Origin of the sequence: Nostoc sp. MS1 (assembly GCF_019976755.1) — a bacterium.
In the GTDB taxonomy this organism is placed as follows: domain Bacteria; phylum Cyanobacteriota; class Cyanobacteriia; order Cyanobacteriales; family Nostocaceae; genus Trichormus.
In genome coordinates, this window is record NZ_AP023441.1 from 2,602,620 (window position 1) to 2,616,371 (window position 13,752).

Annotated in this window: 9 protein-coding genes and 2 pseudogenes; 5 read left to right on the plus strand and 6 right to left on the minus strand. The window is 42.3% G+C overall.

Features of this window, described 5'->3' with window-relative positions:
• Positions 1–60 precede the first annotated feature (60 nt).
• Together NSMS1_RS11280 and NSMS1_RS11285 are read left to right on the plus strand one after the other, a co-directional pair.
• Positions 61–834, plus strand: coding sequence for a phosphate/phosphite/phosphonate ABC transporter substrate-binding protein (locus tag NSMS1_RS11280; RefSeq protein WP_317986589.1), 774 nt, complete (start codon positions 61–63; stop codon positions 832–834).
• Between the two features lie 120 nt (positions 835–954).
• A complete protein-coding gene (locus NSMS1_RS11285) occupies positions 955–1,761 on the plus strand; it encodes an aminoglycoside N(3)-acetyltransferase (protein ID WP_224093215.1) in 807 nt (268 codons plus the stop codon).
• 81 nt (positions 1,762–1,842) lie between these two features.
• Here the strand turns inward: NSMS1_RS11285 and rbsK are convergent, their stop codons facing one another.
• The 4 genes and pseudogenes from rbsK to NSMS1_RS11300 form a co-directional block, all read right to left on the minus strand.
• Complete coding sequence (gene rbsK, locus NSMS1_RS11290) at positions 1,843–2,766, minus strand: ribokinase (protein WP_224093216.1); 924 nt, start codon at positions 2,764–2,766, stop codon at positions 1,843–1,845.
• A gap of 18 nt (positions 2,767–2,784) precedes the next feature.
• The gene (locus NSMS1_RS35055; protein WP_263432571.1) at positions 2,785–2,910 is read right to left on the minus strand and encodes a hypothetical protein; all 126 of its coding nucleotides are present in this window, start codon (positions 2,908–2,910) and stop codon (positions 2,785–2,787) included.
• Between the two features lie 81 nt (positions 2,911–2,991).
• The gene (locus NSMS1_RS11295) at positions 2,992–4,098 is read right to left on the minus strand and encodes an IS630 family transposase (RefSeq protein ID WP_224087570.1); all 1,107 of its coding nucleotides are present in this window, start codon (positions 4,096–4,098) and stop codon (positions 2,992–2,994) included.
• A gap of 79 nt (positions 4,099–4,177) precedes the next feature.
• Positions 4,178–4,480: pseudogene (locus NSMS1_RS11300) on the minus strand (IS630 family transposase); the annotation flags it as partial.
• Positions 4,481–4,647: 167 nt separating this feature from the next.
• On the opposite strand from NSMS1_RS11300, the gene NSMS1_RS11305 reads away from it, so the two are divergent.
• A complete protein-coding gene (locus tag NSMS1_RS11305) occupies positions 4,648–5,511 on the plus strand; it encodes a 5'-nucleotidase, lipoprotein e(P4) family (RefSeq protein WP_224093217.1) in 864 nt (287 codons plus the stop codon).
• A 168-nt stretch (positions 5,512–5,679) separates the two neighbouring features.
• Here the strand turns inward: NSMS1_RS11305 and NSMS1_RS11310 are convergent, their stop codons facing one another.
• Entirely contained in the window at positions 5,680–6,804 is a 1,125-nt protein-coding gene (locus tag NSMS1_RS11310; RefSeq protein WP_224093218.1) for a hypothetical protein, read from the minus strand.
• Between the two features lie 449 nt (positions 6,805–7,253).
• Between NSMS1_RS11310 and NSMS1_RS11315 the strand changes: the two genes are divergently transcribed.
• Positions 7,254–11,426 carry a CheR family methyltransferase gene (locus tag NSMS1_RS11315; RefSeq protein WP_224093219.1) on the plus strand — a complete coding sequence of 1,391 codons (4,173 nt, stop codon included), beginning with the start codon at positions 7,254–7,256 and terminating at the stop codon, positions 11,424–11,426.
• A gap of 94 nt (positions 11,427–11,520) precedes the next feature.
• Here NSMS1_RS11315 and NSMS1_RS11320 read toward each other — a convergent pair.
• Positions 11,521–12,594 (minus strand): annotated as a pseudogene (locus tag NSMS1_RS11320) (IS701 family transposase); the annotation flags it as partial.
• A 40-nt stretch (positions 12,595–12,634) separates the two neighbouring features.
• Here NSMS1_RS11320 and NSMS1_RS11325 point away from each other — a divergent pair.
• Positions 12,635–13,746, plus strand: a protein-coding gene (locus NSMS1_RS11325) for an IS630 family transposase (RefSeq protein WP_411908649.1) whose coding sequence is annotated in 2 segments (ribosomal slippage) — positions 12,635–13,055 and positions 13,055–13,746 — 1,113 coding nt in all. Because the reading frame shifts where the segments join, the coding sequence is not laid out codon by codon here.
• Positions 13,747–13,752 lie beyond the last annotated feature (6 nt).

Here is a 13,752-nt window from a genome sequence, read left to right on the forward strand (position 1 = left end):
GGGCAATCAATTTTATTAATAGTTAATGCCTGTACATCACAGTCTGAATCTTCTGGATTATTGAATATTGGTGTAATCAATTATGAAGGTGGAGCAGAAATAATTAATCAGTACGCTAGATTTAAGCGTTATCTGGGAGAGAGAACAAAAGCGAAGATAATTTTAGAGCCTACTTTTAATGAAAATAAAGCCATTGAGCGTTTAGAATCTCTTGCTTGGTCATTGATGTTTGCTCCTCCTGGATTAGCTGCGATCGCAATTTCCCGCTATCAATATATTCCCATATTTCCGTTAATTGGTTTAACTAATTTGCGATGTGTACTTGTTACCCGTGAAGACAGCGCCATTCGGAATATACAAGATTTACAAGGTAAAACAGTAGCGTTAGGGCAATTAGGTTCAGCCACCGGCTATTATCTGCCTCTTTATAATCTTTATGGACTGACACTAGCTGAAGTTTTATCTGCACCTACACCAAAAACCGTCATGGAATGGGTAGCAGAAGGAAAAGCTATTGCTGGGGCTGTTTCTATGGCAGAATTTAATCTTTATAGATCCCAATTTCAAGACACTAAATTTCGCATTTTCTATACCGACCCTCATTATGTACCGCCTGGTGTAGTGTTAATTCAACCAAATATAGAAAGTAAACGTCAAGAGTATATTCGTAAAGTTATGAGTGAGTTTCCTTCCACTTCGGCTCAAGAAGTTGGTTATATACCTAACGCACCTATTCCTAATTATCAATATATGATTAGTGTGGTTGAAAGAGTCCAACCAATTGCATCTCAATTACAAAGCAAACCTGTTCAGTTATTTAATAAAACTATTTAGCTATTAAGTATTTTTGTGCTAAAGATTAATGTTTTTTAATTAATTTTGAGCATAGTTATTTGTATAACCTGTAGTACATTAGCCAACTAATATTCTGCTCCTGCAAATATTATAAGTTCTATGAGCGAATCAAAGGTCATCCTCAGCACATCATTACCTCGCACTCGCCAGAGTCTAGCCACAGACTTATTCAATGCTGGGGTTAACTCAGGTATGACAGTAATAGTTCATTCATCTCTTAGTTCTATCGGTTGGGTTTGTGGGGGTTCGGTTGCAGTGGTTCAAGCGCTAATGGATGTAATTACATCAACCGGAAATATAGTCATGCCTACTCATACTGGTGATTTGTCTGACCCTGCTAACTGGCAAAACCCTGCTGTTCCTAGAGAGTGGTGGACTATTATTCGGGAAACGATGCCAGCTTTTGACCCTAAAGTAACGCCAACGCGAGGGATGGGGCAAATCGTAGAAACCTTCCGCACTTGGGAAAATGTGCTGCGAAGTTCTCACCCACAAGTTTCTTTTGCTGCTTGGGGAAAAGATGCCCAAAAAATAGTATTAAATCATTCTCTTGACTATTCTTTAGGAGAAAATTCACCCTTAGCTCGTCTCTATGACCTTGATGGTTGGGTATTGTTATTGGGAGTTGGATATGAAAATTGTACTAGTTTTCATCTAGCCGAATATCGGATTGGTGGAGGACAGCAAATTAAAAAAGGTGCGCCTACTGTAGAAGCTGGACAACGAGTTTGGCGTTGGTTTACAGATATTGATTTTGATACAAGCTGTTTTGTAGAGATGGGTAAGGCTTTTGAACAAACTGTTCAGGTAAAAATATCAACAGTTGGTTCTGCACAAATTAAGTTATTTAAAGTGAGGAATGCAGTTGATTTTGCTGTTACTTGGCTAAGAGATTATTCATGCTAGATAGATACAACAGTTTATTTTGATTGTGAATTTTGCTAGTAAAAATTAAATATCAGACTGAAAGTATTTTCCCAAGGCGTTTTATCCACAACGCTCTTTGAGGAAAGCATCAAATGTAAACCTGTTGGGTAACGAAGTTTGTGCGCCTAATTTTGTGGCGGCTAAAGCACCAGCCGCCGTACCCCAAACAACTGCTTGATGTAAAGAAAGTCCTGTGTAAAGTCCTGCTGCTAAACCAGCATTAAAAGCATCACCAGCCGCTACAGTATCAACAGCTTCTACAGAGAATGCAGGGACAAAAAACACTTCTTTTTCCGTAGCACAAACAACACCCTTAGCACCAAGTTTCACGATCGCACTTTTCACACCTCTTTGCAACAACATGCCAGCCGCCTTGGTTGCTGCTGCTTCCCCATCTACAGGAAAACCAACTAATTGCCCCGCTTCTACTTCATTTGGCGTAATAATATCGATTAAAGGATAAAGTTCTGCTGGTAAATTCGCTGGTGCTGGTGCTGGGTCTAAAATTACCTGAATATTTGCATTTCTTGCTGCTTGTGCAGCTGCTACTACGGCATTAATAGGAATTTCTAGTTGCAATAATAATGTTTTTGCGTCTGGTATTATATATGACAATCGCTCTACATCTTCCTCATCAACCCGTCCGTTAGCACCAGGAATCACAATTATTTGATTATCACCATTATGTGCCACGGTGATAATAGCAACTCCAGAACTGACGGTTTCATCTGCAAAAATATTCTCAGTTTCTACGCCAGCATCTTGTAGATTTTGCACCAGTTCTGCACCAAAACTATATGCGCCCACACGCCCTACCATTTGTGTAGGAACTCCTAACCTTGCTAGGGCGACAGCTTGGTTCGCACCTTTACCGCCAGGAACCTTCAAAAAATTTTCTCCCAGCAATGTTTCTCCGGCAACAGGTAAGCGGGGTGCTGTGGCGACTAAATCTATATTGATGCTGCCGAAGACGATAATACTCATGATTTATATCATGTTTGTTTAAATACTTATCATATCTTGAGGATTGGTAATTGGTGAGTCCAGTCCTGTAGGCAGGTTTCCCGCCGTAGGGAACTGGCGAACCCGGAGGGTAATTGGTAATTGGTCAAGATACTGGTGTGGCAAAACTCAAATTTAACAAACGATTTGGATAAAATTAACCGCCGATACACGTTTTTTAATGAATAAGCTGTTACGCAGCTAAAGTTAATAAACAGCATTACCTTTATTTTTAATCTTGCGTTCCCATTTAATAATAAGTCCACCTTGATTGAGCAATTTATTTAACAATTCTTCTAGCTGTGATACAGACTCAAACAATCTATGAGCTATATATTCTTTAGCTGAATGCCAAAGCAATTCAATTAAATTATAATCTGGACTATAAGGTGGAAGAAATTCTAGAATAATATTTGGCATTTCTGACTCAATTTTAGATAAAATATCTTTCCTTTTATGGAAACTAGCATTATCTAGTATGATAACTATTTTCGCTGAACCATCTTTAAATTCTTCAACTGATTTCCCTTGTTCTACCCATTCTTGTAACAGAAAATTATTTAGAGATTTAATCTGTTCATAGAATACATCTGCATTTCCTTTTTTTATGACAAAATTTATTCTTTTCTTGTCATGATAACGTAACCCTCCCATAATATTTACTCTTCCTCTTCTCCTTTGCCCTGTAACTTTTTTCCTTGTACCTTTCTTACCCCAACTTTTTCTTCTTATCACTCTTAAACTAAATCCACTTTCGTCCCAAAACCATACTTGTAAACGCTCTGGAGTTTTTTTGGTTATTCTTAAATATTCTGATAGCTTTTCTTGAAATGCCTTACGCTTTTCAGGATTCTGTTTGTCCTCTAGGCTATATTTTGCCCAGAGGTAAACGTACTTTTTTCGCTCTAATATTCTCCTAACTTGAGAGCCGCTTAACTTAATTCCTGTTGTTTCTTCAAGATATGTTGCTAATCTTGCCGCCGTCCATCGACCAAATTCATATCCATTTTCTACTGGGTCTTTCTCAATTATTTCTAATAACAAATTTTCATATTCTTTGGTAACTTTGCGGCAGTTACCTTCTCTTCTTCCATCTAAAAAGCTTTCTAAATTATCCGGGTCGCCGTGAACTGCCCAATATGCGACTGTCGGATATGCAATCTCTAAAAAATTGCTAATTTCTTGATATGTTTTTCCATCATTTATCAACAGAATAATCAGAATCTTCTCTCTTACATAAGGATTTTCATGCTCTTTTAGTGTTTTCAGTAGCCTTTCCTTCTGCTCTTGAGAAAGATGGTTTTTTGCTGGCATATATGGCCGATAATAGTTTTTACTTAAGTTTATATTATACAATTAAGCTGCGTAGCAGCTTACCCAGATTTATATAGGACTAGTATTTGATTTCTGAAAAAACTCCGTACATCTGGAGAGACATAAAATCAAAGGTAGTGTTTTGGATAAACCATTCAAACATCCACTTTAAATGAGAGAATGTTGAAATTAAAGCGCAAAAACGTCTAATCCAGGTTTTTGCTTGTAACCAAATATCTTATATAGGATTTTGTGATGGGCAATTAGGAGCAAAGCGGACGCAATGAATTTTCCATTGCTCTTGAGATAAACCTTGACTTACCTCGCATAAAAAGTTTTGAACCAGATGCGAACGATGGTAAGAAGCACCATCCCAAAAAATATGATTCCTATATATCTCAGTGTGTTATAAGTATTTAACTGTACAAGTAAATTAGTTAAAGCTAAATATCTACTTAGCGAAATACTAAGGAGAAATCCATAATAATGTATCACCAATATTTTAAATTTGTTACATTCTCTACACTCCTAACATCAAGTTTACTTCTATTGGGACTTAAACAAGATGCCGCAGAAGTTACTAACACACAGTTGAATGAACAGTCTGTATTAGCAATTAATTGGGTACAGCAATCTGGTGAGTATCAAGCCCTTGCTTACCAAGCTTTTAATATAGCTAAAATTGTTTTTGACCAAGCCAAAGCTAAAAAAGTACGTCAACCAGCCATTATTGTTGATATTGATGAAACAGTTCTCGATAATAGTGCTTATCAAGCTGGTTTAGTTGACACTAATAATAGTTATGAACTCTCAACATGGAACAAATGGGTAGCAGCATCTGGGGCTAGGACTGTTCCTGGTGCAGCTAAATTTGTTAATTATGTTAACGATAGTGGTGGGAAAGTCTTTTTTATTTCTGACCGAGATAAAAGCAGTAATAAACAGAGAAATAACAATGATTTAGAAATAGCAACTATCAATAACTTAAAGGCAAATGGTTTTAAAGGTGCTAATAGTACAACAGTGTTACTAAAAGGCGAGTTTACTAAAATTATTGATGGTAAAGAAAATACTTCAAAACAATGGCGGCGTGAAGCAGTAGAAAACGGTCAAGCCGATAGTAAAAAATATACGATAGTAGCCTTAATTGGCGATAATCTTAATGATTTTGACCAAGCAGCCGGCATCACAAATCAGGAACGTCGTAGTTACGTAGAAAAACATTCTAGTTACTATGGCATCCTTGATTCTATTCCTATTAGTAAGACTTTAGAGCCTGCATATATTGCGCTACCTAATCCCATGTATGGTAACTGGGAAACAGGGCTATATAAACCGCAAGCTGGTCAAAAACCATCACAAAAAAATCAGCAACGCAAGGAAGTTTTAATTCGTTGGCTACCCGATAAATAATTATTAACTAACTTATGTAAGTAAATGAGGAAAGGAGAGCCTAAAACTTTATTTTAAAGCAGTATTTAACTCTGATAAAGCTTTTTCAAGGCTCTTCTCCAATTAATTTAATGATATTGGCAAACAGAGGTTTGTTGCTCAACATTGCTGATGAGAAACTACGTAGGGTTACGGTGCGGGAACTGCTACGCGATTACTGGGAACAATCTGTGGCTGATATGAAAAAACTTCTCGGCTACGAGGATCTACTGTTACCTTAAGCCACTGTACATCGTTAGTACCATTTGCCTGATTGTCGCCAAATGTCTCAACTCTAGTAAAATTCTCCAGTCGTCTGCCTTGAGTATCTAGAAATGGCTTGTCAATACGGAAGTAGTGTGAGTCACCGTGTACATAGGCAACTGGCTTACGGAAAGCAATTACTTCTTCGCGCAACGCTAGTAAAAAGTCTTTGAAGCCATCAGGTTGTCCATCGGTTTGTTCTAGCGTTTTGGGATTACGCAAAGGCGCTCTGGTTGAATCGCTCTGATCCCAACCAGGATCGGCTTGAGAAATCAACATGACTGCTGACGAGTTGCGTTCCTTCGCCACTCTAAAAGTTTCTCTCATCCATGCAATATTAGCTGCGTTGCGTGCTTCGTACTCGGCTTTGTCTGGTGCTGTGTCGCATAAGTTATTGCATGAACCCTGGATGTTGAGTGTCACATAGGTAACTCTACCGACTGTCCAACGACGGTTCTCAACACAAGGAACTGCACCGTTAACACCAAGACAGAGTGGCGTTGTCTGCACTTCCTGGAATAGTCGGCGCTGTCCTTGGGTGAAATTCGTGCTGAAGAATACGCGACGCTCGTAGTCAAGGCGCTCAAGTGAGTTGTAGCCACCATTGGAAGTGCGATCGCAATCTGTCCAATCGTTGTCACCTGGTGTAAAGGCGGCTGGTGCATCCAAGGCGTTGAGGTAGCGGAGTGCTTTGGTGTACAGCGCATTGTCACAAAGGCTATTAGAACCAGCTTTGAGATCGCCATCATGAACGGTGAAAGCAAGTCTCTGCGAGTTCATATCCTCAATTAGTTTTATTACCCCAACTTCCTGTGCAGGCGAGTAGGGTAAGTCGCCCCAAAGCCCAATCTCATAGGGTGCATTCGCGTTCTCACGATCTCTAGCAACCACTAAATTAGTGTTAGCAAATGCCAAAAACGGTAAAGTCAGACCTACTAAACATATTTTGTAGAGCAAATGTGTAGTGGTGAAGCGTCGAAACAGTGAGTAGCCAAGCTTGGTCATCATCATATCCTTGTTTGTTTCTGGGTTCGTGGGTGCATTCTGGAGAAGTAGTTTTTGCCCACGCTATTCCTCTCAGAAATTTAGACTACCGATTCTTGATGAGAGATTGGTTATGAATAGGTTAATTGAGCAATTACCCAGATGAGAGGTAGTGTTGATTATATATTTCTGGCGTTGCTGAATAGCATTGCTGAGTTTAGGGATGATTTTTGTAGGGTAGGTATTGTACCAATACGGTTTGGTTAAGCTCAAAAATATTTAGACTGAGGGTTGTCCCCTAAATGTACTTACGTCATATCATTGAAGTGAGCTAGTGCTTTTCCTCCTGGCATCTGGCAACATGATCAGTTTTTTGGTTGAACTGAGACGGTCTGCTGTTAAGCCTGCTCAAAAAATCGCTCAACTACTGCTTAGTTCAGTGTTGCTCAAAGAAGCATTGAACCCCTATACAATTTATGTCTGCTGAGTCACCCCTCCCCAACGATCCATCCGACTCACTCCCCGTCAACCCAGACTCGGAGCTAAATCAGCCATCCCAAACCAATGCCCCTTTTCCCGTGGTGGGAATTGCCGCTTCTGCTGGCGGGCTAGAGGCATTTACGGAACTGATCCGCCATTTGCCAACGGATACAGGCATGGCGTTTGTGCTAATTCAGCATTTGTCTCCTGATCATGAAAGCCTGCTGTCGGAAATTTTGGGCCGAGTGACTACCATGCCTGTGCTTCAGGTGCATGACCAGATGCGGGTTGAGCCAAACGCGGTCTATGTGATTCCGCCCAATGCCCAAATGACCCTGGTCGATGGCATTCTGCGGCTCGCGCCCCGGCAGAAAAGTAAGGGCAAATATTTGCCCGCAGACATCTTTCTTGAGTCGTTAGCGACCGATCGCGGCAACAAAGCGATCGCCGTTGTGCTGTCGGGGATGGATGGAGACGGTGCTGAGGGGGTGAAAGCCGTCAAGATTGCTGGAGGTGTCACTTTTGCCGAATGTGATGCCACGGCGCAATTTAACAGTATGCCCAATACGGCGGTTGCAACTGGCAATGTGGATTTTGTGTTGCCGCCGCCAGCCATTGCTAGAGAACTGAGCAATCTCAGTCGCAACCCCTTTTTGGTGCAATCAGAGCCATTGCCGATCATCCAGAAGTTACCCCCGGAACCGGGTGATCCCCTGAGCCGAATTTTTTCCCTCCTCCGCACAACAACTGGCGTTGACTTTACCCAATACAAACCGGCATCGCTGGAGCGCCGCATCCAGAGGCGGATGCTGCTATATAAGCTGGACAGTCTGGCAGCATACGCGCAATATTTGCAAACGCACAGCGACGAAATTCAAGCTCTGTATGAAGAAATTCTCATCCATGTGACCAGTTTCTTTCGCGATCCCCACGTCTTTGAGAAATTGAAGACCCAGATTTTCCCTATGATCAGCCAAAATAAAGGCAGCGATGTTCCGCTTCGGATTTGGGTGGCTGGCTGTTCAACTGGGGAAGAAGTCTACTCACTCGCCATCTGCTTGTTAGAGTTTTTCAGCGATCGCGCCACCGTCCCGCCGATTCAGATTTTTGCCACCGACATTAGCGAAACAGCCATTAGCAAAGCCCGAACAGGCTTATACCTAGAAAGCCAGATGGAAGGCGTTTCACCGGAGCGTAAAAGTCGGTTCTTTGTCCCACAGGCAGAGGGTGGCTATCAAATTAGCAGTACCATTCGTGAATTGTGTGTGTTTGCCCATCATAACTTATGCGACGACCCCCCATTCTCGAATCTCGATCTGATTAGCTGTCGCAACCTGCTGATTTATTTATCAGATCGCCTGCAAGAGCGCATCATGGCGCTGTTTCATTACAGTCTCAACTTAACGGGCTATTTGGTGTTGGGTACGGCAGAAAGCGTCAAAGCTGCCTCAAATTTGTTTGCGCCCGTGGATGAAGCCTGCAAAATCTATGCCCGAAAATTAAGCTTATCTAATCGCTTATTTTCATTTACAGCCACTTCTGGGCGCGTCCCCAGTCTCCATAATCCGCAGCCCATTCCAGAAAACCGTTCCATTTCCTTTGATTTAGCCAGAGAAGTTGACCAACTGATCGCCAATCGCTATATGCCGCTATCAGTCGTGGTTAATGAACAAATGCAGATATTACAGATGCGCGGAGACCTCGATCTTTACCTGAAGTTGACCCCTAGCACCACGGAGCTAAACCTGCTGTCTATGGCACGCGAAGGGCTGGTAACACCCCTTCGCACCGCCCTATATCAGGCTCAGACAGAGAACGTGCTGGTGCGGCAGGAAGACGTTCAGATGGAACAGGGTGAGAGATCGCGACTGAATCTAGAGGTGCTGCCATTTCGCCCAGCCCAGACGAACACACTTTATTTTTTGGTGCTTTTTAATCCCATCTCGCCTTCTGCCCCTGCCTCTAACACGTTCACCAGTCCCGCAACAGTAGAAAACTTGGAGCCGGCAGACTTAGCGCGTGAGCTTGTAACGCTGCGTCAGGCCCTATCTGCTGCCACCCAACGTGAACTCTCAGCCCAAGCGCATCTGCAAGCGGTGATACAGGAGCAAAACCAACTCAACCAAAACTTACGCATAGCGAATGAAGAGATCCTATCGAGCAATGAGGAACTGCAAAGCACGAATGAAGAACTGCAAACGGCAAAAGAAGAAGTTCAAGCCACCAATGAAGAACTCTCGACGACCAATGAAGAGCTGCGGAGTCGGAATCTGCAACAAAATCGAGACAATAGTGATCTCAACAACTTTATCGCCAGCATTAATATCCCGATTGTGATGCTGACGAATGACTTAAGGATTCGTCGCTATACACCAACCGCCCAGAGACTGTTCAATTTCATCCCCACCGATATCGGACGACCCTTCACTGACCTGCATGGCAATTTTGACGTTTCCCAGCTAGAACCAATGATTTTGGAGGTTTTGGAGACCCTCAATACGAAAGAACAGGAGATCCAAACAGAAACCGGATACTGGTATACCATCCGCATTCGCCCCTATCGCACCACTGAAAACCAAATTGACGGTGTGACAATGGTGCTACAGGATATTGATGCCCTCAAACGCTACAACGTCAGCCTAGAGCGCGCTCGCAACTATGCAGAAACCATCATTGAGACGGTGCAAATCCCTCTGGTTGTGCTGGACGCTGATTTACGGGTGAATGCCGCGAATCGGGCATTTTACGAGACATTTCAGGTTTCTGAAGCTGAAACCATCCATACGTTGCTGTTTGAATTAGGCAATGGGCAGTGGGATATTCCCGAACTGCGATCGATGTTGAACGGTATTCTGGCGGGTGAGCTTGCGGTGCAGGATTTTGAGGTCAATCATGATTTCGAGCAGATTGGGCAGAAAAATATGCTGCTCAATGCGTGCAAATTGCACCGAGAAGACAACACAGACATGATTTTGCTAGCGATCTTAGATGTTACCGAGCGCACGGCACGCCAGCAGGCTGAAGCGGCCAGTCGTGCCAAAGATGAATTTCTCTCAAATCTATCCCATGAACTGCGAAATCCTCTCACCTCGCTGCTGGGATGGGTGCAACTGCTCCGCAACCGCAACTGCGACGAGGTAACAGTTGATCGCGCCTTAGAAGCCGTTGAGCAGAACGGTAGGCTACTCAATTACCTAATTGAAGATATTCTGGATGCCTCTCGGATTACGAGTGGCAAGTTGCAATTGAATAGCCGCCCGATCGACTTGAGCTTATTGGTTCAAGCTGCTCTCGATAGCGTTAACTTATCGGCGGTGGCAAAAAATATTCAGTTAGTGTCATCGTTGAGTGAGATCACCGTGCTGGGGGATGCCGAACGATTGCAGCAAGTGCTGGGGAACATGCTCTCGAATGCGATCAAGTATACGCCTGCGGGTGGACGAGTAGACATTACGCTGTCACAGGTTGACAACCAGGCGCAAATTCAAGTCAGTGACACCGGAATTGGTATTTCAGCAGATTTATTGCCACATATTTTCGAGCGGTTCTATCAGGGTGATTCCAGTACAATCAAAACCAATCAAGGGCTAGGACTGGGCTTGGCGATCGTGCGGCATCTCATCGAGCTGCATGGTGGCACTGTGCAGGCAGAAAGTCCAGGCGAAGGACAAGGTGCCACACTGACCGTGCGGTTGCCTTTATACGTCCCGCCCCCAACCTCACCGCCGATTGTCGAACCGACGGTAGAAACATCTTTGGACGCTTCGCAAAATCTCCCCTCTCTAGAAGGCTTGAAAATCCTGGTGGTTGATGATCAGGTCGATGTGCTTTTACCCTTGCAGTTAATGCTAGAGGATTACGGGGCAGAGGTGTTGGCCGTAACGACTGTCAGAGCAGCCCTCTCTGCTCTCAGGGAAAGCCCTAACCGCTATGATGTGCTGATTTCTGATCTCGGCTTGCCTGAGGAAGATGGCTACTTCCTGATTCAACAGGTGCGATCGCTCAGTGCGGCAGATGGAGGACAAATTCCGGCGATCGCTCTGACGGGCCATGCCAGTAAAGCAGAAGAGCAACGGGCGATCGAGGCTGGGTTTCAAATGCACATAGCTAAACCCTGTGATCTGGTTCAACTAGGTGCAATAGTTGCCGATTTAGCTAAACGAACTTAACGGCTTGCTTCTATACTCAATACTGCTTAGAGCTTAACCGAACCGTATTGGGCATTGTACTTGCTGATAAATATTAGCGGGACTTAGACAAAAATCAAGCCCAAATAAAGCCTAAACTGGCTTTATAAGCGGTAAACACGTCACGGTTGAGGGTCAACCAATCGAAGAATCGATAAGACATAGCCGTTCTAAATGCTTCCAAAGCTTCAGTAAAGGTGTTCAAAGGTTTGTTTGCCCACCTACGTCTCAAGCCTCCTGTCATCTGATGCCAAAGAATAAAAGTATAAGCACAAAAAACCAAGATAAAATGTCGAAATAAACTTCTTTTATCTCGAACTTGATATTCTCTTAGCCCTAACCACCCTTTTGCTTCTCTATAAAAAACTTCTACCCAATTTCTTGAGCTATAAGTGTCAACTATCCATTCTGGGGTGACAATTGATGAGTCAACATTGGTAATAAAATAGTCAATATCAGTAGCTTGTGAGAAAGTCGCAGCATTCATGACGATAGCAATATTCCGCTTTCCACTTAGACCAGATATCTCTACTTCTTTAGTTACCACCCATAATGTTTTGGGTTTATTTAAGTTGAGTTGAATTTCTGTAAAAGCTTCTTGGGGTAACGCTTGCGCTAATTCATCTAGTCTGATTGTTTCTCGAACCTTCTCTTGATTATTGACAATGACTTTGCGATTTTTAGCCAATCCCCCTAAATACTTTAGTTGGCGATTTTCTAATTTTAATAAGAAGGATGTGTTGTTGCCATATCCAGCATCTACAATTACTATTCCTGGTTGATAACCACGGTTTAAACTTAGGTCTATTAATTTAATTGCTAGTTCGGGTTTTTTCTCAAATTCTGGGTGTTGTTTCCCAGATGATAAAGAATCAGCGTGCTGATATAGCTCTATATCTAATGGTAAACTTTTTCTTCCATCATATAGATGTGTTGTTACTATTACTATTCCATTATCTGTTTTGCCAATTTCTCCGATGTACTGCCTTCCCACTCCAGCAGTAAAATTACCACTTTTTCTATGACCAGAATCATCAATTATTAAACTAAAACCTCTACTGATTCTCGTCTGGCTACACTTATCCATGATCTCTAACCGACGCTCATTCACTTGGCTACTAGTAGTCTGCCAAGGTAACTTTGCTAAGTAAAACCTCTAATTGGTAAAATAGCCAAAAACGGGGTGTAACATGGCGAAAAAGTACATTGTTGACTTGAATGAAGAGGAAGTTTCTCAGCTACAAGCAATAATTAAAAAAGGTAAACACAAAGCAAGAACCATAACCCGTGCAAACATTCTTCTAATGGCTTCTGAAGGAGAAACGGATCAAGCGATCGCTAGCATAGTTAGAGCGCATGTTGCAACAGTGCAACGAATACGAGAAAAATTTGTCATTGGGGGGTTAGATTTTGCTTTAAAGGATGAAGTTCATCCACCAAAACCTAAAAAGTTAGATGAAAAACAAGAAGCATTTTTAATTGCCACTGCTTGTTCCAATCCACCAGTTGGAAGAGTACGTTGGACAATGCAATTATTAGCGGATCATTTAGTGAACGTTGGTATCATAGATTCAATTTCGGACGAAACAGTGCGTCAAACTTTAAAAAAAATGAAATCAAACCGTGGTTAAAACAACAGTGGTGCATTCCTGAAGTTAACGCAGAATATGTTTTCCGAATGGAAGATGTGTTGGATTTATACAATGAGCCTTATGATCCTAAACGTCCTGTAGTCTGCTTTGATGAACGTCCCTACCAACTAGTAGAAGAAGTAAGACTTCCTTTGCCACCAGAGCCGGAGCAGCCTGAACGTTATGATTTCGAGTATAAACGTAACGGGACAGTAAATTTATTTGCGTGTTTTCAACCCTTGGCAGGTTGGCGGCATATCGAAGTTACAGAACGTCGAACTAAAGTCGATTTTGCTAAACAGATGAAAAATTTAGTAGATGTTTGCTACCAAGATGCTGATGTTATTCGTTTGGTAGTTGATAACCTGAATATTCATACTCCCAGCGCATTATATGAAGTTTTTCCACCAGAAGAAGCACGTCGAATTATTCAAAAATTAGAGTTTCACTATACTCCTAAGCACGCTTCTTGGTTGAATCAAGTAGAAATTGAATTATCTGTTTTATCCCGCCAATGTTTAGAACGGCGTATTCCTAATGCAGAAACATTAACTTCTGAGATTGCCGCTTGGGAGAAACAACGTAATCAGCAAAAAGCCAGTGTCTATTGGGGTTTCCAAACCAAAGATGCTCGCCGAAAAATGCAGCGTTTATATCCAACTCTAACCTAGCAAAGT

Coding starts and splice junctions, on each gene's coding strand:
- NSMS1_RS11285 (WP_224093215.1), top strand. CDS start 955: ATGAGCGAATCAAAGGTCATCCTCAGCACATCATTACCTCGCACTCGC.
- rbsK (WP_224093216.1), bottom strand. CDS start 2,766: ATGAGTATTATCGTCTTCGGCAGCATCAATATAGATTTAGTCGCCACA.
- NSMS1_RS11295 (WP_224087570.1), bottom strand. CDS start 4,098: ATGCCAGCAAAAAACCATCTTTCTCAAGAGCAGAAGGAAAGGCTACTG.
- NSMS1_RS11310 (WP_224093218.1), bottom strand. CDS start 6,804: ATGATGATGACCAAGCTTGGCTACTCACTGTTTCGACGCTTCACCACT.
- NSMS1_RS11315 (WP_224093219.1), top strand. CDS start 7,254: ATGTCTGCTGAGTCACCCCTCCCCAACGATCCATCCGACTCACTCCCC.